Source organism: Acinetobacter albensis, assembly GCF_900095025.1.
GTDB classification, from domain to species: domain Bacteria; phylum Pseudomonadota; class Gammaproteobacteria; order Pseudomonadales; family Moraxellaceae; genus Acinetobacter; species Acinetobacter albensis.
Genome location: NZ_FMBK01000006.1, coordinates 129,897 through 152,586, shown reverse-complemented (window position 1 = coordinate 152,586; position 22,690 = coordinate 129,897). Strand labels below are relative to the sequence as shown.

Below are 22,690 nucleotides of genomic sequence, written 5' to 3'. Positions count from 1 at the left end.
TCATGCCTTACTTAATGCTTTTTGTAGGATTTTTTCTATTAACTATCAGTATATTAATACTTTTAATACCCTCTTTTAGTCAGGTCGATTTGATGATCGTAAAGGGGCTGGCTCAGCATCGTACCGAGTATTTAAATACAATTTCTATCACTCTTTCTGCTATAGGCGGCATGCCATTTGTGTTATTTTTAACCACACTCTGGTGTTTGTATCAAGTTTGGTATAAAAAATACACAAGTGCCATTTTTATTAGTTTCGGACTTATTGGGAGTATTGCCATAGCTTGGCTACTCAAATATTTAATTTCTAAACCTCGTCCACCTGAAATATATCATTTGGTCGAAAGCTATGGGGCATCATTTCCAAGTGCGCACACTGTATATGCAGCTGTTTTAAGCTGTCTTGCAATGTATTTAAGTCAACAACATGCGAAGCGTCAACTCATTTGGGTTTGCGCTTTTAGTTGGTTGTTGAGTATGGGAATTTCAAGGATTTATTTGGGTGTACATTTCCCCTCTGATGTCTTGGCAGGTTGGAGCATAGGTTTTATTTGGATCACGCTACTTTATCTGTTGTATGCCAAATTCAGTCACACAAAACAAATTAATTTTTAGATTTAATTTTAGACAGTAATTTAATCGAGGTGGAACAATGATGTCTGCAAAGCTATGGGGAACGACCCTAACCGCTTGCGCATTAGCAACAAGTCTTGCACTTGTTGGTTGTAGCAAAGATCCAAAAGATGCTCAGCAAGCTGGCGCAGCACAACAAATGCCACCGACTGAAGTTGGTGTTGTTGTTGCTCAGCCACAAAGTGTAGAGCAATCGGTAGAACTTTCTGGTCGTACCACGGCATTTGAAATTTCTGAAGTTCGTCCACAAACCAGCGGTGTGATTCAAAAACGTTTGTTTACCGAAGGCAGTTATGTACGTGAAGGTCAGGCGCTGTATGAAATTGATGCACGTACCAATCGTGCGGGTGTAGATAGCGCACGTGCTGCCCTAAACCGTCAAAAAGCAAACCTAAATGCATTGCGCGTGAAAGAAGGTCGTTATCGTCAATTGGTTGGCACGAATGCCATTTCTAAACAAGATTATGACGATATGGTGGCACAAGTAAAATTAGCCGAAGCTGATGTTGCTGCAAGTCAAGCTGAACTAAGCAATGCAGAAATTAATTTAGGTTATTCAACTGTTCGTGCACCAATTTCTGGGCAAACCAATCGCTCGACTGTTACGATTGGTGCGTTGGTGACTGCAAGCCAAGCAGAGCCATTAGTGACAGTGCAGCGTTTAGATCCAATTTACGTTGATATTAATCAATCAAGTTCTGAATTATTACGTTTACGTCAACAACTGAGTCAAGGCAGTTTAGACAGCAGTAATAATACAAAAGTCAAACTAAAACTTGAAGATGGTAGTTATTATCCAGTTGAAGGACGCCTCGCGTTCTCCGATGCGAGTGTAAATCCAGATACTGGTACTATTACGATCCGTGCTGTGTTTCCAAACCCAAATCATTTATTGCTGCCAGGTATGTATGCCACTGCACAAATTGTTCAGGGTGTGATTCCAAACGCAGTTTTAATTCCTCAAGCCGCAATTACTCGTACGCCAACAGGTCAAGCGATTGCCATGATTGTAAATGGCAAAAATATAGTTGAAACACGCTCTGTTGAAACCGCGGGTGTTCAAGGTAAAGACTGGATTGTCACTTCTGGTTTAAAAACTGGAGAGAAAGTGATTGTTGATGGTGTTGCGAAAGTTAAAGAAGGGGCAACCGTCGTTGCTAAACCTTATCAACCTCAAGCAACTGCGCCACAAGGTGGTGCGGCACAGCCAGCAGCAGATGCAAAAAAAGCATCACAACCAGAAGCTAAAACTGAACAAAAATCTACTTCAAGTGTATAAGGGGTAGACCAAATGGCTCAATTTTTTATTCATCGCCCTATCTTTGCATGGGTGATTGCATTGGTGATTATGCTGGCGGGTATTTTAACCCTCAGCGGTATGCCGATTGCACAATATCCAACGATTGCTCCACCGACGGTCAGCATCTCTGCGACTTATCCTGGTGCATCTGCTGAAACTGTAGAAAATACAGTCACGCAAATTATCGAACAACAAATGAATGGCCTAGATGGCTTGCGCTATATTTCTTCAAATAGTGCGGGTAACGGACAGGCTTCTATTGCTTTAAACTTTGAACAAGGGATTGATCCTGATATTGCCCAAGTTCAAGTACAAAACAAATTGCAATCCGCCACAGCGCTTTTACCTGAAGACGTACAACGTCAAGGGTTAAGAGTCACCAAATCTGGTGCAAGCTTCTTGCAAGTTTTGGCGTTTTATTCACCGAATGGTGAGTTAACCGATGCCGACATTAAAGATTATGTAAACTCAAACATTTCTGAACCGCTTAGTCGTGTTGCAGGTGTAGGTGAAGTTCAAGTCTTTGGTGGTTCATATGCCATGCGTATTTGGTTAGACCCTGCGAAATTAAGCAGCTACCAACTTACACCAAGTGATGTTGTCGCTGCGTTACGTACCCAAAATGCACAGGTTGCAGTGGGTCAATTGGGTGGTGCACCATCAGTTGAAGGTCAAGTTCTGAATGCAACGGTAAATGCACAAAGCCTTCTACAAACACCTGAACAGTTCCAAAATATTTTTCTAAAAAGTATGGGTTCTGGAGCAAAAGTAACCTTAAAAGATGTTGCCAAGGTTGAGTTAGGCTCGGACAATTATCAGTTTACCTCTAAATTTAATGGTAAGCCTGCTGGTGGTGTAGCAATTAAACTTGCAACAGGTGCGAATGCTTTAGATACAGCAACTGCGGTTGAAGAGCGTTTAGAGCAGTTACGTAAAAACTATCCAGCCGGTTTAAAAGACAAGTTAGCATTTGATACTACGCCATTTATCAAACTTTCAATTGAAAGCGTTGTTCACACCTTAGTTGAAGCAGTTATTTTGGTTTTCATTGTCATGTTCTTATTCTTACAGAACTGGCGTGCAACCATTATTCCAACATTGGCAGTTCCTGTTGTCGTGTTGGGTACATTTGCGGTAATTAATGTTTTCGGCTTCTCAATCAATACCCTCACTATGTTTGCCATGGTGCTTGCGATTGGTCTTTTGGTCGATGATGCGATTGTCGTGGTCGAGAACGTTGAACGGGTGATGGTAGAAGAACATCTTGAACCTGTCGAAGCAACCGAAAAGTCGATGAAACAGATTTCAGGTGCGTTGATCGGTATCACGACGGTCTTAACCGCAGTATTTGTTCCAATGGCATTTTTTAGTGGAACCACAGGCGTAATTTACCGCCAGTTCTCCATTACGCTTGTCACTGCCATGGTTTTGTCCTTGATTGTGGCCTTGACTTTTACACCTGCGCTTTGTGCAACCTTGTTGAAACAGCATGATAAAGACAAAGAACAGAGTAACGGCTTCTTTGCTCGTTTCTTTCGTGGATTTAATACACGTTTCGATCGTATGGCCGAAGGCTATCAGAAATGGGTGGGTAAACTTTTAGTTCATAAATTAATCGCAGGCGCAATTTATGCCGTGGTGATTGTGGGCTTGTTATTCCTGTTTAAAAACTTACCAAGTTCTTTCCTACCTGATGAAGATCAGGGTGTAGTGATGACTTTGGTTCAACTTCCACCGAATGCCACACTTGACCGTACTGATAAAGTCATTGACCAAATGACAGGTTTCTTTATGGAAAATGAAAAAGCCAACGTTGAATCGATCTTCAGTGTTTCAGGTTTCTCATTTACAGGTGTCGGTCAAAATGCAGGTCTGGCGTTTATTCAGTTAAAAGACTGGAGCGAGCGTACGAGTCCTGAATCGCAAATTGGTGCGGTGATACAACGTGGTATGGCCCTCAATGTGATTGCTAAAGATGCCTCTTATGTGATGCCTTTACAGCTTCCAGCAATGCCAGAACTAGGTGTGTCGGCAGGCTTTAACTTTATGCTTAAAGATGCTGCAGGAAATGGTCATGAAAAACTGATTGCTGCACGTAATACCATTTTAGGTTTGGCTGCTCAAGATAAACGTCTTGCAGGCGTTCGTCCGAATGGTCAAGAAGATACACCACAATATAAAGTTTATATTGATAATGAAAAAGCCACGGCGATGGGCGTGAGCATTGCTGAAATTAACAGCACCATGAGTATTGCTTGGGGTGGTTCATATATTAATGACTTCATCGATCGCGGTCGTGTGAAGAAAGTTTATGTTCAAGCCGTACCCGATGCACGTATGATGCCTGAAGATTTAAACAAGTGGTATGTACGTAATAATGCTGGTCAAATGGTTCCCTTCTCTGCTTTTGCAACAGGTGAATGGACCTATGGTTCACCACGTCTTGAGCGTTATAACGGTATTTCATCAGTGAACATTCAAGGAACACCTGCTGCTGGTATCAGTTCTGGTGATGCCATGATTGCTATGGAAGAAATTATTGCCAAACTTCCTGAAATGGGAATGAATGGTTTTGACTATGAATGGACGGGTTTATCTTTAGAAGAACGTGAAGCAGGGTCGCAAACAGCCGGACTGTATGCGTTATCTATGTTAATCGTATTCTTATGTCTTGCTGCACTTTATGAAAGTTGGTCTATTCCCTTCTCAGTCCTTATGGTTATTCCTTTAGGTATTGTCGGTGCAGTAGGTTTGACTTATCTAGGAATGGTGTTGCTTAATGATCCAAACTTGTCGAATAATATTTACTTCCAAGTGGCGATTATTGCGGTCATTGGTTTGGCTGCAAAAAATGCAATCTTGATTGTAGAGTTTGCAAAAGAACTTCAAGAAGATCACGGTGAACCTTTACTTGAAGCAACATTACATGCAGCAAAAATGCGTTTGCGTCCAATCATTATGACCACTTTGGCCTTTGGGTTTGGTGTACTTCCACTTGCACTTTCTTCAGGTGCCGGTGCAGGTAGCCAGCACTCAGTCGGCTATGGTGTACTGGGTGGCGTAATCAGTTCAACTTTATTGGGTATCTTCTTTATTCCTGTATTCTATGTCTGGATTCGAAGTATCTTTAAATACAAACCTAAAAAACCAAATAATCAGGAGCAAGCATCGTGATGCAAAAATTATGGTCTATTTCAGGTCGTAGCATTGCGGTATCTGCACTTGCGCTTGCTTTGACAGCTTGTCAAAGTATGCGTGGCCCAGAACCCGTAGCTCAAGCAAATATTCCTGAACAGGGATATTTAACCAATACTGCTGGTCCATCTATTGCTGAGCAAGGTTATAAAGACTTCTTTGCCGATCAACGACTTTTACAAGTTCTTGATTTGGCATTGGCCAATAACCGTGATTTGCGTACTTCGACCTTAAACATTCAGCGTGCGCAACAACAGTATCAAATTACCCAAAACAACCAACTTCCAACCATTGGTGCCAGTGGTGGCGTGCTTCGTCAAGACACGCTTAACACCAATGGCGCGATGACCAGCTACAATGTTGGTTTGGGTGTTACAGCATATGAATTAGATTTCTGGGGACGTATCCGCAGTTTAAAAGACAATGCTCTAGACACTTATTTGGCAACTTCAAGCGCACGTGATGCAACGCAAATTGCACTGGTGGGTCAGGTGGCGCAAGCTTGGTTATCCTACTCGTTTGCAAATGCAAATTTAAAACTTGCAGATCAAACACTCAAAGCACAACTTGAGTCTTTTAATCTCAACAAAAAACGTTTCGATGTGGGTATCGACAGTGAAGTTCCTGTTCGTCAGGCACAAATTTCTGTAGAAACTGCACGTAATGATGTCGCGAATTACAAAACCCAAATTGCACAAGCACAAAATTTATTGAATCTTTTGGTCGGTCAGCAAGTTCCTGCGAATTTATTGCCGAATCAACGTGTAACGCGAGTAACTAAGACCAATACCTTAAGTGCAGGTTTACCAAGTGACTTGTTGAATAACCGTCCAGATATCCGTACTGCAGAATATCAACTTTCTGCTGCGGGTGCCAATATTGGTGCGGCTAAAGCGCGTATGTTCCCAACCATTAGCTTGACGGGTTCTGCAGGCTATGCTTCTACCGATTTAAGCGACTTGTTTAAATCTGGCGCATTTATTTGGTCAGTCGGTCCAAGTTTAGATATTCCAATCTTCGATTGGGGCACACGTAAAGCCAACATCAAAATTTCAGAAACGGATCAACAAATTGCGTTATCTGATTATGAAAAATCAATTCAATCTGCGTTCCGCGAAGTAAATGATGCGTTGGCGGTTCGTCAAAATATTGGCGATCGTTTGTCTGCACAAAAACGTTTGGTTGAGGCAACCAATACCACTTATAAACTATCTAATGCGCGTTTCCGTGCAGGAATTGATAGTTACTTAACGGTGTTGGATGCACAACGTGCTTCTTATGCGGCTGAACAAGGCTTATTGCTTCTTGAACAAGCCAATATGAATAATCAGGTTGAAGTATATAAAACACTCGGTGGCGGTCTTAAAACCAATACTGCTGATGTGATTCAACAGCAGCCGTCTACTGCTGAACAAAAAGCAGCAGCAAGCGCTCCATAATTTTTAAATAAAATAAAAAGCCTGCTCAACGCAGGCTTTTTTTATTGCTTTTTACAGCATGATTTCCTATCTTCATTACAACTTCTTTTATTTGAATATTAAAAATGTTACTGAGTAATTTAGAATCTGTTCCTGGGCATACCATTAGCCGTCAAATTGATGTGGTATATGGGAGCACTGTTCGTAGTAAACATGTTGGACGCGATTTATTGGCAGGTTTAAAAAATATCGTGGGTGGTGAACTTACTGCGTATACCGAACTACTAGAAGAGTCACGTCAAGAAGCCATGGATCGCATGATTGCTAAAGCGCAATCTTTAGGTGCAAATGCAATTGTCGGGATTCGTTTTTCAACCTCCAATATTGCTCAAGGTGCATCTGAACTTTTTGTTTATGGAACTGCAGTAGTTGTCGCGACTGGTCAAACCAGACTTCCCGACCCTTTTAACACTGAAGGCTAAAACATGGATGCTTTCATTTTTAAAATAGTGGTATTTGCTGCTTTATTTGCCATTGGCTGGGGTTTTGGTCGTCATGCAGAACGCAAACATTTACATGAATTGGAACAAAAAGAACAACGTTTGGCTTATATTCAGCTCGATAATAGCCGTTTCAAAACCACGTCTCATACAGGACAATTGGTCAGCAGCAATGTCGTCATTTCAAATGATTACTTTAAATATGTCATTGCCAATATCCAAAACTTTTTTGGTGGTCGTTTGAGCAGTTATGAAACTGTGGTGGAGCGTGCGCGTCGAGAAGCCATTGTTCGCTTAAAGCTTGAAGCTGAAAAAATTGGGTCGAACCAAATTATGGGGCTACGTTTAAGTACCACTGAACTTGGTATGCAGGGTGGAATGGTCGAAGTGTTTGCCTATGGCACAGCAATTCAGCCCTAACCTCTTATCCTTTTATAAAAATAGAACTCAGAAAAAGCCCTCTCAATAAAGAGGGCTTTTTCTGAGTTTATATGCAACTCCCCTTTTTTTAGCGCACCTCTGTTGAATGCAAAAGGGGAATTTTAACTTTATTTCACTTTCATCTTACGAATCATTTTATAGAGTGTAGTAGGAGATAAACGTGAAACCAGTACACCCAATTTTTCTTTCGCTCCACCCACCACAATATATTCTTCATCTTTCAATAAAGCATTGACCACAGTTTTAGCAAACACTTCAGGCGTTAAACCATTGGCAGTGGCTTCATTGTCATGGCCTTGTGGTTTACCCTCCCCATTCAAAGCATTGATCGAGACATTGGTTTTGATAAAACCAGGAAAAATGACAGACACAGCTACACCTTGATCAGCCACTTCGGCACGTAGACTATTGGCCCACATATGAATGGCCGCTTTTGCAGCTGAATAAGATGCGCGGTATTGCGTTCCCAACAAACCCGCCACACTGGAGACAAAGGCAATCTTGCCCGACTTTTGCTTTAAAAAAGTCGGTAAAACCGTTTTGGTGATAAAGACTTGTGAAAAATAATCCACTTCCATAATCGCACGTTCAGTCTGCATGGTCGTGTCAGCGATTAAAGCGCGTTGGCTTAAACCTGCATTATTAATCAGCCAGTCAATTTGACCTTTTGACTGTAATACTTGCTCATAAGCGTGAAGCACTTGGCTTTCATCCGTAATATCTGCACCAATACAGAGGTGCAGTTCAGGGTGAACCAACGTTGCCTTAATTTTTTCCAGCTCTGCTATACGTCGTGCTGTTAAAATCACCTGTCCACCGCGTAAAGCGCACTCCTCTGCAAGCGCTTGGCCCAAGCCAGATGATGCACCTGTAATCCAAATCACTTTATTTTTCAAATCTTGTTTTGGCATTTATCCATCCGTATAAACGTATATTTATACGTTAGTTTTAGCCTGATTTTCTAAAAACACAAGGAAATGATCAAAAAATTGACTAATTGTTTGCGCATCATACATGCTGCCCAATTTATCAAAACGTTTATAACCCAATTGCGTGGTCAGACTAATCACCCCGTTTAAGGTTTTATCTACCACCATATTAAATTTAAGCATTTTTTTAGGTTCTCGAATCAGACTGGTTACCCCCTGATCAACCACTTGCGTAAAGATTTTTAACGCAGGTGACACATACTGACCATTGCCCGCTTTAATCTGGTCTACATTTCCCATCAGTTCTGAAATTAAATTTTTATCGACAGAATAAGCAATAAAATAATGACCATCTTTTTCATACGTCATATTTTGTAAATAATTTACCATCGGCGTTAAACGCTCATTACCAAAAAATGACACTGACCACGGCATATATTTTCGTGTGGTGTCCAAAATTTGCTGAATGACTTTATCTGATTCCTGATCCTGAGACGTTGAAATTTTTGAGATGGTTCCAAAGACTTGATCAATAATTTCACAAGTAATGTCGGCCAAGTTTTCACCCAAAGGTTTTGCCTGATCTGTACGTTCACCTGCATTTAACTTACGATAAATATCTTGAAAACGCTGGTGCGTTTCTGGTTTGAGTTTCAGTGAAATTAAATTACTCATTCTTTGTTTTATCCTTTTTAATTGTGTTCAGTACCGCTGAATACTTTTTTCTACAATCTAGATTTAAGATTAAATGGATTGTGCGTGAATTTGTTAAATTTTGCATTTGCTGAACATCCCTCACCTTGCATTTTTTTTGCTACAATAAAAGCCATTTTTTATTCACTTTTGATCTGTTTTTACTATGACTGATTCTGCGCAAAATATTGCTACGACCTACGATCCTACCGAGATCGAGAAAAAATGGTACAAGACTTGGGAAGAGAATGGTTACTTTAAGCCTTCTCAAAAAGGCGACTCATTCTGCATTATGATTCCGCCGCCTAACGTCACGGGTAGCTTGCACATGGGTCATGGTTTTAACAATGCCATCATGGATGCTCTGACCCGTTACAACCGTATGTCAGGTAAAAATACCTTATGGCAACCGGGAACAGACCATGCGGGGATTGCCACGCAAATGGTGGTTGAGCGCCAATTGGCTGCACAAGACATTAGCCGCCATGATCTTGGTCGTGAAAAGTTCATCGACAAAATTTGGGAATGGAAAGAACAATCAGGCAATAACATTACCAATCAGATTCGTCGCTTAGGTTCTTCTGTAGACTGGTCGCGTGAACGCTTCACCATGGATGATGGCTTATCCAATGCAGTGAAAGAAGTTTTCGTTCGTTTGCACAAAGACGGTTTAATTTACCGTGGTAAACGTTTGGTCAACTGGGATCCAAAATTACAAACGGCCCTGTCTGACTTAGAAGTAGAGTCTGATAAAGAAGAACAAGGTTCACTTTGGCACTTCAAATACTTCTTTGAAGATCAATCACTACGTACTCACGATGATAAAGATTATATCGTCGTTGCAACCACACGTCCTGAAACATTGCTCGGTGATACTGCGGTTGCGGTAGCATTAGATGATGAACGCTATGCACATCTTGTGGGCAAAAATATTATTTTGCCAATCACAGGTCGTAGTGTTGCCATCGTAAAAGATGAGTATGTAGACAAAGAATTCGGTACAGGCTGTGTCAAAATTACCCCTGCACATGACTTCAATGACTATGAAGTGGGTAAACGTTGTGAATTGCCAATCATCAATATTTTCAATAAAAATGCAGAAATTTTGGCAGAGTTTGAGTTTATTGCCAAAGCGGGCGAACAAATTTCGAAAACCATTGCTGCCCCTGCGGACTATATCGGTTTAGAGCGTTTTGCGGCACGTAAAAAATTGGTTGAACAAGCAGAATCTGAAGGTTGGTTAGAGCAAATTCAACCGTACACATTGAAGCCACCACGCGGTGACCGTTCAGGTGTGATCGTTGAACCTCTACTGACCGATCAATGGTATGTCAAAATTGCACCCTTGGCTGAACCTGCAATTCAAGCGGTTAAAGATGGCGACATTAAATTTGTACCTGAGCAATACAGCAACATGTACATGGCTTGGATGAACAACATTCAAGACTGGTGTATTTCACGTCAATTGTGGTGGGGTCACCGTATTCCAGCTTGGTACGATGTAGATGGCAACGTTTATGTCGGCCGTAATGAAGCTGAAGTGCGCGAAGAAAATGGCATTGCTGCTGATGTTCAACTCACCCAAGACGAAGATGTGTTGGATACGTGGTTCTCATCGGGTTTGTGGACGTTCTCAACACTCGGTTGGACTGGCGACGCAAAGAAAGACGCTGAAAACTATTTCCTTAATACTTTCCACCCAACAGATGTATTGGTAACTGGTTTTGACATCATCTTCTTCTGGGTGGCCCGCATGATTATGATGACCATGCACTTCATGAAAAATGAAGATGGCACGCCACAAGTTCCGTTCAAAACTGTGTATGTACACGGTTTAGTACGTGATGGCGAAGGTCAGAAAATGTCTAAATCTAAGGGTAACGTGCTTGATCCTTTAGATTTGATTGACGGCGTCGATTTAGAAACTTTGGTACAAAAACGTACCACAGGTTTGATGAACCCGAAACAAGCCGCGAAGATTGAAAAATCAACGCGTAAAGAATTCCCAGAAGGCATTCAAGCTTACGGTACAGATGCGGTTCGTTTCACTTTCTGCGCGCTTGCCAACACGGGTCGTGACATTAAATTCGACATGAAACGTGTTGAAGGCTACCGTAACTTCTGTAACAAAATTTGGAATGGTACACGTTTCGTTCTGATGAATGTTGAAGGTCAAACGGTGGGTCAAACGGCTCGTCCTGATCTGTGGGAATTGCCTGAACAATGGATCGTGAGCCGTTTACAAAAAGCGGAAGCTGCGGTTCAACAAGCCTTTGCGACTTATCGTTTAGACTTGGCTGCGCAAGCGATTTATGAGTTCATTTGGAATGAATACTGTGACTGGTATGTAGAGCTGACGAAACCAGTTCTAAATGATGAAAATGTTGCTGAAGAGCGTAAAGCTGAAGTTCGTCGTGTGCTACTTGCAGTCATGGAAGCATCGTTACGTCTTGCGCATCCAATCATGCCGTACTTGACCGAAGAAATTTGGCAAACCCTTGCACCAATGATTGGTTTGGGTGGCGAAACTATTATGACTGAGGCTTACCCTGTTGCTGATCCAGCGAAAATCAATGATCAAGCTGAAGCAGACATGCAATGGCTACAAGGTTTGATTGGTGCGGTACGTAACATTCGCGGTGAAATGGGCTTAGGCAATGCACGTTTATTGCCTGTTCTTTTACAGAACACAACTGAATCTGAAAAAGCGCAGATTGCACGTATTGAACCATTGGTGAAAGCCTTGGCAAAAGTTGAAAGCATTACGTTCTTAACCGATGCTGAGCAACCGCCATTGTCTTCATCAAGCGTTGTGGGTCATGTGTCTGTATTTGTTCCAATGAAGGGTTTAATTGACCCGAAAGCGGAATTGGGTCGTTTGCAAAAAGACTTTGATAAAGTTCAAAAGCAGCATGACCAAATTGCAGGAAAACTTTCGAATGAAGGTTTTGTAGCGAAAGCACCTGCTGCTGTGGTTGAAGGTGAAAAAGTGAAATTAGCTGAATTTGCGGATCAGTTAGTGAAAATTAAAGCGAATATGGATCAGATTGCGGCGCTTTAAGGTGTTGTCAGTTTGATTTAAAAAAATCCCCTCGATTGAGGGGATTTTTTTATTCCATGATACTTTTTAATCTATCTATTAATTTAGAATTTAAAATACGTATTTCATCTAAAGTTACTACTTTATTTTTTCTATTATTAAATATCCATTCTACGAATTCGTTACTATTATCAAATCTATCTTCCAAAGATAAATTCTTATTAAATAAGTAAGGCAAAACTAATAAATCACCGCGGCTGTCTTGATAGTGAAAACGATCAGGCCATTGTATTTTTGCACTAAAGCTTAAATCCCTGAATTCCCCCCAAGCTGGGAAAATTTTACGACATCCTATTGCATAAAAACTATTACTAATATTAAAATTTAAAATTTTCTTGAAATAATCATCTGATATAGGCTGAATATCTTGAGAAAAAAATTTATACCTCCTCACAGACAAATCTAAATAATCAACCTGATAATAAATATCCTGCTTTGTAATAAAAAAAAGAAGAAGATTCAAAATATCATCTTTCGATTTATTTTTCATTAAGCCATTATCAGCTAAAGTCGTATTATTACTTATAATAATCTCTTTAATTTTTTCATTTTTAATTTTATCAATCAATTTTTTAAACTTAATTTTATCTGTATCTAAAATAATCTCTAGCTCATCTAAACCTTTTAAAATATTATCCTCAATTTCATCGAGACGACACAATCCAATATAACAAGCAGAAGCATATGGTTTTTCAATGTCAGGAATAGCATCATATTTTTCTCGAATATAATTTTTAATTGCAATTTTTATATTTTTCAGGGCACCAGACTTTGCCTCAATTAAAATCTTCTCTCGATTATACGTTAAAAATTCATCTGCCCTTTCACCATAAAAATTAATACTACCTACACAAAAATTTAGAACATTACTTGAATTTAAATCTTTAAATTCTTGACCTCTAAAGTAAGTATTAAAATTACTATAAGAAAAATCTCCGAATTTTATTTCAGAAAGCATAATCATTGTTTTACAATCATAATAATAGTTTTTTTCAGTTCTTTTTATATTTAGAAAATTACTACCAATTGGACTTTCATAAAAAAAATTAATAATATTATTTTTTATATTGAGTACCTCATAATCTTTTAGATTTGACCCTGACTTAGTAAAATCATAGTCATTAAGTTTTCTTTTTATTTCACTTTCACCCCATCCCAGAGAAATACGCTCAGGAAAGTCTTTAATTCTTAAATCTACAATAAATTTAGTGCCAAAATCATAAAAAATATTTCCACTGACTTTTTTTATAATTACAGTTCCTTTTTCTTTATTAAAGTTTATCTTCAAAACCTCATTACTATGTATTGATTTAGATATAATTGTAAACTTATCACTTAATAAATAAGCACTTTGCAAACCTATACCAAACATACCTGATGGTCTAAACCATTTAGGCATATCTTTTATCATTTTTATTTTATTTTTGTTCTTTCTTGAACCACCAACTTCAAGCATAAATTTAAGAGTTTCAAAATCAATACCGACTCCACGATCGGTAATTTCTAAAGCCCATATTTCATCACTTTTTTGTTCAAATTTAATATCAATAGGATATTTATCATATAAATCTTGAATTGTTATATCCAAAGGACTCTTTGCATCATCAACAACTTTTGAATCTTCAAACCAAATTCTTTGTAGAGTTGCATCTACACCATTTTGCAGTATTTCACGAATACTATCTATTTTAGATGTATATAATCCTGTGCTACGTAATATGCCTAAAACTGCATCATGATTAACTTTAAAATTAGGCTTCTTCCCTTTTTCTAAAATTAAATATGGTTCTTCTATATCAACTTTAGGGGTAGTTAATGTTGGTAATCTACCTAACTCTTTACAAGGAACAATTTGATCCCATTTTTGAGTTTGATTATGATATTCCTGTTGTAGCCAATTGAACCAGTCATGTGTAACCTCATAAGCATCTGGATTAGGACATACAGAATCGACTTCTATTCTCTCTGAATCAAGACGCAAATGTCGGACGGATTGGTGCTTTTCATTATGTGTCTTACTTAAATGTGGCATATTACTACCACACATATTCATCATTACAGGACAAAAACGGTTATCGTCTACATCTAATAAATCACCCATCCTTATTAAACAAGCTACATATCTTGGATGACAATCCTCTGATGCCATGCCTGCCTCAGCTTTGGGTAACTTCATAACATCTTCAAAGCTACCACCATGTGCACGACATATATCAGCTACGACCCTAAATAATCGATCTGGTAATAGTTCATTCCGAGGAGAATCCAAACCGATTTCTTGTAGTGGATTTCGTACAATCTTAGCTGAATTTATAGGATGTTTTCGTCTATACCATTCAGCAAGCAATTGAATATAATTATGAAAAAATGAGTGAGCTTTAGCTTTTTGGGGTAATATTGCTTTTTCTTTTAACCACTTTTTTGCGAAGCTATGTAACTCATGTTCCTTATCATCTTTTAAAGTTCTTACATATTCTGCAAATTCTAAAGAATTCATATCCTCAATTTGTTTTTGAGTTATAACCATTCCAATATCATGATTATATGCTGCTTCAAGTATTAGCCAAGTATCGGTTGCACTTAAATACTTGATTTTATCTCCAAGCATTCGCTCAATATTTACAATTATTTGCTTTGAGTGTGAAGCATCGTGTCTACTATAATGAGGAAAAATTGTATTGATATTTTGTAGAGCTTTACTAATTAACTCTTGATCAAAACGCCATTGAGACTCTAAAAGTTTTAAATGGGGATGGCGGTTACAAGCAATTTCAAAATGCTTTTCTAAACTATAAAACTGATCATCTTCAATTGTAATATTTGAATAATTTCCCATCTTCCCCTCATTAATATTTCTAGTATATTTCTTAGAATATCACCATAATCAGTTGGTTATATATTATAAATTCTACTTGTAAAATATTTTCATTGATTTAAAAAATTACAGCGCCCCATTCTCCAACAACATCTCTAAGCCTTTCACCCGACTGATATACTTCAACCCCTCTTTTTCCCATTTCACTTGCTGTTTTAATTCAGCACAATCCGCTTCTAATTTTTTATACATATCCGTAATTTGAAGTGGATTTGAAAAATTTTTAACTTTTGATTTTTCTTGTTTCGTCCAATTTAACGATTCAATAATGTCATCAATTTGACTGTCTAATTGCTGTTTTTGCGCATCTAAAGCCAGTTTATAAAACTTCAGTTGCTCATTACTCAAACCTTTTTGAGCTTCCCCCCTATTCTGCTCAACTTGTATTTGCAGTTTGAGTAAATAAAATAAATCCTGCTTCTCATAAGCTGCATTGGCATGTTGCAGCATCTCCGTTTTTTCAATTTTTTTGCTTTCATCTTTCTCACGGTCAGGGTGAATAATCGAGGCAATTTTAAGATAAACCGTTTTGAGTGATTGCTCGGCCATTTTTTGCGCTTGCTCACGTTTTTGTTTTTGTCTATTTAACCTGTGCTGTTCACGTTCTACTTCATATTGCTGCGTATCATATTCATAGCCATCTAAATCAACTTCTGCTTGTTCATGATTTAAGTGCTGATCATAGGTTTCTGTCGGATCATGACTTTCAATCGTTGGCTTTTTCTTGTGCTTTTTAGCTTGAGTATGTTCTGCATGTTGTTGGTAAAAGTGATCAATTTGAGCGACTTTCAGCTTTTGCTGTTCTGAAAGCACTTGGGAACTTTTTAAGATTGCAGCGAGATTTTGGATTTTATCATCCAACTGCGCAATATCCGCTTTCGAAAAATCATAGCGCTGTAAGCTGTTCCATAACTGTTCAAGCTGCTGAAACAGTATGTCATGCAGTTCGGTATAGATGGGAACAAGGGTTTTACGTGCCTGTTGCTGAATTTCGGCTTGAGCTTTTTGCCACGCTGCCAGTTGTATTTTTTGCTGTTCAATTTGCTCAATCAGCCGATTTAGCTTTTTTTGTTGTGGTGATAAATTTTGCGACTCTTGCTGTACACTGAGTTTTAAATCGAACGACATAATGAACATAAAAGCAAAAGAAAAACTATAGCAATAATCATACTTCAATAACAGTGAACAGTTTCAGCTCAGGTTTCTGGAGTGCGTGATGAAATGATATATGTGGAAGAATTGCATAACCATTTCTCTGCCTAATGATTTAAAAATGATGGATCACATGAATTGAGTCATTTAAAATGATAAAAAACGTTTTAGAACTTCAGGCTTGATCAATTTAAAAATCCTTTCCTTGTTTTAACTTCACATCACAAGACAAATTTCACTGACAAACAATAAAACTTCATTACAAAAAGTCCTGTTAAATTAGTCGCTAAGCATCAGGATTGAGAAATATATGGATTGGCTAGAATTATTTATTCATGACACCACTTGGACTTTTGCAGCAGAAATTTTAATTCGCTGCGTCATCATGTTTATGATGATTGTTTTATTTTTACGGCTTACGGGTAAACGTGGTGTACGTCAACTTTCTGTTTTTGAAATTACCATTATTCTGGCTTTGGGATCTATCGCAGGCGATCCAATGTTTACCAAAGAAATTCCGCTGATACAAGCCGTATTGGTGATGTCGGTCATTATTCTGATGTATCGTTTAACCACATGGTTAATGATGAAATATCAATGGTTTGAAGATATTTTAGAAGGACAATCGCTGTATATTGTGGAGGATGGCATGATGGTGTTGGAAGATATTAAAAAAGGGAAATACTCACACGATGAATTCTTTGCAGAAATGCGTCAGCAAAATACTGAACATTTAGGACAGATCAGAACGGCGCTGTTAGAAACGGATGGTAAATTTAGTATTCTTTTTTACGAAGCAGACCAAGTCAAATATGGACTTCCCCTTTTCCCCAAAGCCTGCCAAGTGGTTAAACAGGTTCTCCCAGAAACCCATTACGCCTGTATTTATTGCGGTTTTGTCGACATGCTGAGCAATGCACAACAACAATGCATACGTTGTAAATGCTGTGAATGGACAAAAGCCTTGAATACAAAAAGAACAAATTGAGTAATGGTGCCTCATGATCTAGTTTTTTACTTTATTGCGTTTAATTTTAAACGCATATTTTAACGCTCGCGCTTAAAGTGAAATAAACCTTATCCTATAGTCTAATAAAAATCGATTTAAGTTGATTTTGGCATAGATTATGCTCTATTTTCAGAACTTCAATTGTCACAAAAAGTCTATAAATCATAAACATTTACTCTTAACAAAATGGTAAAAAATCTTGCTTGAGCTTAAAGACCAAACTCGATTAATATGAGACTTAGGACAAAAAAATGTGACAAAAAGTTCATTTGTTACCACTGCATGATTAATGAATAATCAGCCTAAAATTTAAGCAAATGATGCTCAATAATAGACAAGGAGTTTTTAATATGTCACCTAAACGCAGTATGACCTCTTTACTTTTTACCAGTGCGCTTATCTTGGGTTTAAGTGCCTGTAGCGATAATAAAGCACCAGCATCGGGTGAAAAACCGGCTGGAGACGCAAGTACCTCTGGTACCCTCGATAAAATTAAAAAATCTGGCACTATTGTCTTGGGCTATCGTGATTCTTCTATTCCATTTTCCTACATTGCAGATAATCCAAATCAACCTGTAGGTTATGCGCATGATTTGCAACTTAAAGTGGTAGATGCAGTCAAACAAAAATTGAATATGCCCGACTTAAAAGTGCGTTATAACTTAGTCACCAGCCAAAATCGTATTCCGTTGGTTTCAAATGGTACAGTCGATTTAGAGTGTGGTTCGACCACCAACAACAAAGAACGTCAGCAACAGGTCGATTTTTCTTTAGGTTTCTTTGAAGTCGGTTCACGTTTACTCACTGCAAAAGATTCGGGTGTAAAAGATTTTGCTGATTTAAAAGGCAAAAAATTGGTGACCACCGCAGGTACAACGTCTGAACGTTATATCCGTCAACACCAAAAAGAACTGGGTATTGGTGAAATTATTTCATCCAAAGATCATGCTGAATCTTTCTTAATGCTGCAAAATGGACGTGCAGCGGCCTTTATGATGGATGACATTTTACTTGCGGGCGAAAAATCTAAAGCATCTGATCCAAACAAATGGGAAATTGTAGGGACTGCACCTATCCATGAAATTTATGGTTGTATGTTGCGTAAAGGCGATGCTGGCTTTAAACAAGTCGTTAATGATGCCATTAAAACCACCTATGGCTCGGGTGAGATTAATAAAATGTATCAAAAATGGTTCCAACAACCCATTCCACCGAAAAATATCAATTTGAATTTCCCAATGTCAGATCAACTTAAAGCGTTAATTGCAACACCACACGATCGCGATCAATAAACTCTAAAAACATAGAAGCACAGGTTGAAATGGATGTTTAACCTGTAGCTTTGGTGGAGACACTATGAATTATACTTGGAACTGGGGTGTCTTGTGGCAAACCACCGGTGTCGGTGATAGCACTTATTTGCATTGGGTATTTATTGGACTTGGCTGGTTATTGGTAATTGCACTTGTTGCATGGACCATTGCCATGGTACTGGGCAGTATTTTAGGCATTATGCGTACCTTGCCCAATAAAACTGCTCGAACCATCGGTACAGCTTATGTCACTATCTTCCGTAATATCCCGCTGCTGATTCAATTGTTTATCTGGTTTTATGTGGTACCTAATTTTTTACCTTCAGGCATTCGTGACTGGTGGATTAATGATTTAAGTGCCAATACCACAGCCATCATTTCTGCCAGTGTCGGTTTGGGTTTGTTCACCGCAGCTCGAGTCTGTGAACAAGTACGAACAGGGATTGAAGCCTTACCTACTGGTCAAATCAATGCAGGTTATGCCATGGGGTTCAGCACAGCTCAACTCTATCGTTATGTGGTTTTACCGCAATCATTTCGTACTATTTTACCGCCACTCAGTTCAGAATTAACCAACTGTGTCAAAAATACCTCGGTTGCTTCCCTCGTAGGGGTTGCAGAAATTATTTCGCAAATGAAAACCATTAGTGAATATACCCAAAACACGATCGAAATTTATACTATCGTGACCATTATTTTTGTGGTGATTAATGTCTGCCTCATTTCGGCGATGAACCTGTTAGAAAAACGCTTACACGTTCCCGGTTTAATTGCAGGAGGTAAATAATGGAATGGCTCTCTGCATTTTTAAATGACTTACAACTGTCTGGACCTGCTTTGTGGCATGGCTTTAGTATTACTTTGAAAGTCGTGTGTATTGCAACAGTAGGCGGTATTTTCATTGGCACCATTTTGGCTTTAATGCGTTTATCTTCCATTAAAGTTTTAAATGTCATAGCACAAGCTTATGTCAACTTGTTTCGCTCTATTCCATTGCTATTGGTATTGATGTGGTTCTATTTTGCAGTGCCCTTCATTTATACCGCAGTCACAGGGAATTATCTGACCATTGATACGGCTTTGGTTTCCAGTATTGTGGCCTTTATGCTATTTGAAGCGGCTTATTTCTCTGAAATTGTACGTGCAGGCATTCAGTCTATTCCAAGAGGACAATCTGCCGCGGCTTCAGCTTTAGGGATGAGTTATGGGCAATCCATGCGACTCATTATTTTGCCTCAAGCTTTTCGCAAAATGACACCGTTGCTGTTACAACAAACGATTATTTTGTTTCAAGATTCAACTATGGTGTATGCCATTGGGCTACTGGACTTTTTCAGAACCACCTATGTGCGCGGTGACCTCATGTCGCTACTCACGCAATATATTCTATTTGCAGGTTTGGTGTATTTCACCATTAGTCTTTTGGCTACTTATGCCGTTAAAAAATTACAAAGAAGGTTACGTGTATGAATGATACCAAAGTGATGATCGACATTCAGAACGTGAGTAAATGGTACGATAAATTTCAAGTACTGACCGATTGCAGCACGCAAATTTGTCAAGGCGAAGTCGTTGTAGTTTGTGGTCCCTCGGGTTCAGGTAAATCGACTCTGATTAAGACCGTGAATGGCTTAGAGGCTTTCCAGCAAGGCAATATTTTGGTCAATAGCATTGCCATTAAAGACCCAAAAACCAACTTAAACCAATTACGTAGCCGAGTGGGAATGGTATTTCAGCATTTTGAATTATTTCCTCACCTCACCATTACTGAAAACTTAACCATTGCCCAAATTAAAGTTTTAGGACGTTCTGAAGCAGAAGCTAAGAAAAAAGGATTGGCCTACTTAGATCGTGTTGGCCTCAGTGCTCAAGCAGATAAATTCCCTGCTCAACTTTCAGGTGGTCAACAACAACGTGTGGCAATTGCCCGTGCTTTAAGCATGGATCCCATCGCAATGTTATTTGACGAACCTACTTCTGCGCTTGATCCTGAAATGATTACAGAAGTACTTGATGTTATGGTCGGTTTAGCCAAAGAAGGCATGACGATGATGTGTGTAACCCACGAAATGGGCTTTGCACGTCAAGTTGCCAATCGGGTGATTTTCATGGACCAAGGTAAAATTGTTGAAGACTGTACTAAAGATGAATTCTTTAATACAAAGCGCGGTGAACGTGCTCAGCAATTCCTAGATAAAATTTTGCATTAAACTTTGCACATAGCAAAAAAAGCAGATCAATCGATCTGCTTTTTGTTGCCTTATTTATTTTATTGAGAGATACAATTCATAACTCGGTGAATTAAACTGCCGTGTTAATTGCCTAATTGTATTGCACGATTAAAACTCACTCATTCTTATTAAAGGGTTATCTAAAACTTATAATTCATCATCTCAAATATTAGTTTTATCAAATCTACACAGCAGCAAGCGATTGTCATGTAAAGATGCATCTCCACTGGTCCTTAAAAATTAAAATAAGCTGCACTAGAAGATCTAGAATTGGTTTTTTCTATTATTTTTAACTTTTCCGATAGAATGTTTATCTCATTTTTGATTAAATTTTGAATGATTTATTCTTTGACTGAATGGATTGAATATAATTTATATATATTATTCAACAAGATAAAATAAAGCACCGATCTGCAAGATGTTCTAAAATAGTGCGTGGATTCCATCATAGTGCATAGCTTTGCTTTATATCGAGGCTTATTATTTTTTAGCCCTATTTAATCAAAATTTCCCTTTTCCAAATCTCTTCCCGAAAATAATCATATGAGTATACTGATTACCTTTTTGTGATTTAAGCACTAAAATGGAGCCATAAAATGCAAAACATAGATTTACTCTTTCTCCTTCTTGGTGCGATTTTAGTATTGGCCATGCATGCAGGTTTTGCATTTTTGGAATTGGGGACCGTTAGACATAAAAATCAAGTCAATGCCCTCAGTAAAATTTTGACGGACTTTGCTCTTTCTGCCATGGCTTACTTTTTTGTGGGTTATTACATTGCCTATGGGCAACATTTTTTCCATTCTGGTGCAACTTTAGTTACAGATCATGGCTACAACCTGATGCGCTGTTTCTTCTTGTTGACCTTTGCCGCTGCCATTCCTGCCATTATTTCGGGTGGTATCGCCGAACGGGCTAAAATGCGTTCGCAAGCCATTGCCACTTTACTGTTGGTTGCCTTGATCTATCCTTTTTTTGAAGGAATTGCATGGAATGGCAACTTAGGTCTACAAGCATGGTTAGCTCAGACATTCGGTGCCAATTTTCATGATTTTGCGGGTTCTATTGTGGTACATGCTATGGGGGGCTGGATCGCATTTGCTGCAGTAATCTTACTCGGCGCACGTCATGGTCGTTACAAAAAGGATGGGCGTGTAAGTGCTCATCCCCCCTCTTCTATTCCATTTCTGGCATTAGGTTCTTGGATTTTAATTGTGGGTTGGTTTGGTTTTAATGTCATGAGCGCACAACGTTTAGAGGCTATTTCTGGACTGGTCGCTATTAACTCTCTTATGGCCATGGTGGGTGGAACCATTGCGGCAAATTTTGCGGGTAGAAATGACCCAGGCTTTTTACATAATGGTCCTTTGGCAGGTTTAGTCGCTATTTGTGCAGGTTCAGATGTGGTACATCCTTTGGGTGCTTTAGTCATTGGATCGATAGCAGGTATTATGTTTGTCAAACTGTTTACCTATACCCAAAATAAACTCAAAGTAGATGATGTCTTAGGCGTTTGGCCACTACATGGCATCTGTGGAACCTTCGGTGGTTTGGCAGTGGGTCTTTTTGGGCAATCTTGGTTGGGCGGTTTAGGTGGAGTTTCCATGATTTCTCAAATCATCGGTACCTTACTCGCGATATCAATCGCACTTGCAGGCGGCTTTTTGGTTTATGGCGTACTTAAATACACCATAGGCATTCGTTTATCGCAAGAAGATGAATTCAATGGCGCAGATTTATCCATCCATAAAATCTCAGCAAATTCGGAAGATGCTATTTTTTAATGATGTTCTGAAATTTTAAAGCGGCGAATCAAAGTCGCTTTTTTTATTTTTAAATCAATCTCGATACAGAATATCAATAGCATGAGCAACCTAAGCTAGAATTCTGAAATTAATCAGC

General features: G+C 38.8%; 17 protein-coding genes. 13 read left to right on the top strand and 4 right to left on the bottom strand.

Features of this window, described 5'->3' with window-relative positions; translation table 11 throughout:
- The first annotated feature begins 2 nt into the window (after positions 1-2).
- The 6 genes from GA0116959_RS06430 to GA0116959_RS06405 all read left to right on the top strand — a co-directional run bounded on the left by GA0116959_RS06430 (position 3) and on the right by GA0116959_RS06405 (position 7,465).
- Positions 3-614: a phosphatase PAP2 family protein gene (locus GA0116959_RS06430; RefSeq protein ID WP_092719597.1), complete on the top strand. Its 612-nt coding sequence runs from the start codon at positions 3-5 to the stop codon at positions 612-614.
- Between the two features lie 37 nt (positions 615-651).
- Complete coding sequence (locus tag GA0116959_RS06425) at positions 652-1,911, top strand: efflux RND transporter periplasmic adaptor subunit (protein WP_092719594.1); 1,260 nt, start codon at positions 652-654, stop codon at positions 1,909-1,911.
- 12 nt (positions 1,912-1,923) lie between these two features.
- Positions 1,924-5,106, top strand: a complete 3,183-nt coding sequence (locus tag GA0116959_RS06420; protein ID WP_092719591.1) for an efflux RND transporter permease subunit — start codon at positions 1,924-1,926, stop codon at positions 5,104-5,106.
- Entirely contained in the window at positions 5,106-6,566 is a 1,461-nt protein-coding gene (adeK, locus tag GA0116959_RS06415) for a multidrug efflux RND transporter AdeIJK outer membrane channel subunit AdeK (RefSeq protein ID WP_092719588.1), read from the top strand. The genes GA0116959_RS06420 and adeK overlap by 1 nt, the downstream gene beginning before the upstream one ends.
- A 104-nt stretch (positions 6,567-6,670) precedes the next feature.
- A complete protein-coding gene (locus tag GA0116959_RS06410; RefSeq protein ID WP_053579791.1) occupies positions 6,671-7,027 on the top strand; it encodes a YbjQ family protein in 357 nt (118 codons plus the stop codon).
- Positions 7,028-7,030: 3 nt separating this feature from the next.
- The gene (locus GA0116959_RS06405; RefSeq protein ID WP_092719585.1) at positions 7,031-7,465 is read left to right on the top strand and encodes a YbjQ family protein; all 435 of its coding nucleotides are present in this window, start codon (positions 7,031-7,033) and stop codon (positions 7,463-7,465) included.
- A 128-nt stretch (positions 7,466-7,593) separates the two neighbouring features.
- On the opposite strand, the gene GA0116959_RS06400 is transcribed toward GA0116959_RS06405, so the two are convergent.
- Both GA0116959_RS06400 and GA0116959_RS06395 read right to left on the bottom strand, forming a co-directional pair.
- Positions 7,594-8,397 (bottom strand): SDR family NAD(P)-dependent oxidoreductase, encoded by an 804-nt coding sequence (locus GA0116959_RS06400; RefSeq protein WP_092719582.1) that lies wholly within the window; start codon positions 8,395-8,397, stop codon positions 7,594-7,596.
- Positions 8,398-8,421: 24 nt separating this feature from the next.
- On the bottom strand, positions 8,422-9,090 hold the full coding sequence (locus GA0116959_RS06395; protein WP_092719579.1) for a hypothetical protein: 669 nt from the start codon (positions 9,088-9,090) through the stop codon (positions 8,422-8,424).
- Between the two features lie 184 nt (positions 9,091-9,274).
- On the opposite strand from GA0116959_RS06395, the gene GA0116959_RS06390 reads away from it, so the two are divergent.
- Positions 9,275-12,169 carry a valine--tRNA ligase gene (locus tag GA0116959_RS06390; protein WP_092719576.1) on the top strand — a complete coding sequence of 965 codons (2,895 nt, stop codon included), beginning with the start codon at positions 9,275-9,277 and terminating at the stop codon, positions 12,167-12,169.
- 49 nt (positions 12,170-12,218) lie between these two features.
- Here the strand turns inward: GA0116959_RS06390 and GA0116959_RS06385 are convergent, their stop codons facing one another.
- The gene (locus GA0116959_RS06385) at positions 12,219-15,044 is read right to left on the bottom strand and encodes an HD domain-containing protein (RefSeq protein WP_092719573.1); all 2,826 of its coding nucleotides are present in this window, start codon (positions 15,042-15,044) and stop codon (positions 12,219-12,221) included.
- A 105-nt stretch (positions 15,045-15,149) separates the two neighbouring features.
- Positions 15,150-16,211: a coiled-coil domain-containing protein gene (locus GA0116959_RS06380; protein ID WP_092719707.1), complete on the bottom strand. Its 1,062-nt coding sequence runs from the start codon at positions 16,209-16,211 to the stop codon at positions 15,150-15,152.
- A gap of 334 nt (positions 16,212-16,545) precedes the next feature.
- Between GA0116959_RS06380 and GA0116959_RS06375 the strand changes: the two genes are divergently transcribed.
- The 6 genes from GA0116959_RS06375 (at position 16,546) to GA0116959_RS06350 (ending at position 22,572) form a co-directional block, all read left to right on the top strand.
- Positions 16,546-17,223 (top strand): DUF421 domain-containing protein, encoded by a 678-nt coding sequence (locus GA0116959_RS06375; RefSeq protein ID WP_092719570.1) that lies wholly within the window; start codon positions 16,546-16,548, stop codon positions 17,221-17,223.
- Positions 17,224-17,594: 371 nt separating this feature from the next.
- A complete protein-coding gene (locus tag GA0116959_RS06370; protein WP_092719567.1) occupies positions 17,595-18,536 on the top strand; it encodes a transporter substrate-binding domain-containing protein in 942 nt (313 codons plus the stop codon).
- A 64-nt stretch (positions 18,537-18,600) separates the two neighbouring features.
- On the top strand, positions 18,601-19,344 hold the full coding sequence (locus GA0116959_RS06365) for an amino acid ABC transporter permease (protein WP_053579782.1): 744 nt from the start codon (positions 18,601-18,603) through the stop codon (positions 19,342-19,344).
- Complete coding sequence (locus GA0116959_RS06360) at positions 19,344-20,027, top strand: ABC transporter permease subunit (RefSeq protein ID WP_092719564.1); 684 nt, start codon at positions 19,344-19,346, stop codon at positions 20,025-20,027. The genes GA0116959_RS06365 and GA0116959_RS06360 overlap by 1 nt, the downstream gene beginning before the upstream one ends.
- Before the next feature lie 14 nt (positions 20,028-20,041).
- Entirely contained in the window at positions 20,042-20,767 is a 726-nt protein-coding gene (locus GA0116959_RS06355; protein ID WP_171256877.1) for an amino acid ABC transporter ATP-binding protein, read from the top strand.
- Between the two features lie 617 nt (positions 20,768-21,384).
- Positions 21,385-22,572 (top strand): ammonium transporter, encoded by a 1,188-nt coding sequence (locus tag GA0116959_RS06350; RefSeq protein WP_053579779.1) that lies wholly within the window; start codon positions 21,385-21,387, stop codon positions 22,570-22,572.
- Positions 22,573-22,690 lie beyond the last annotated feature (118 nt).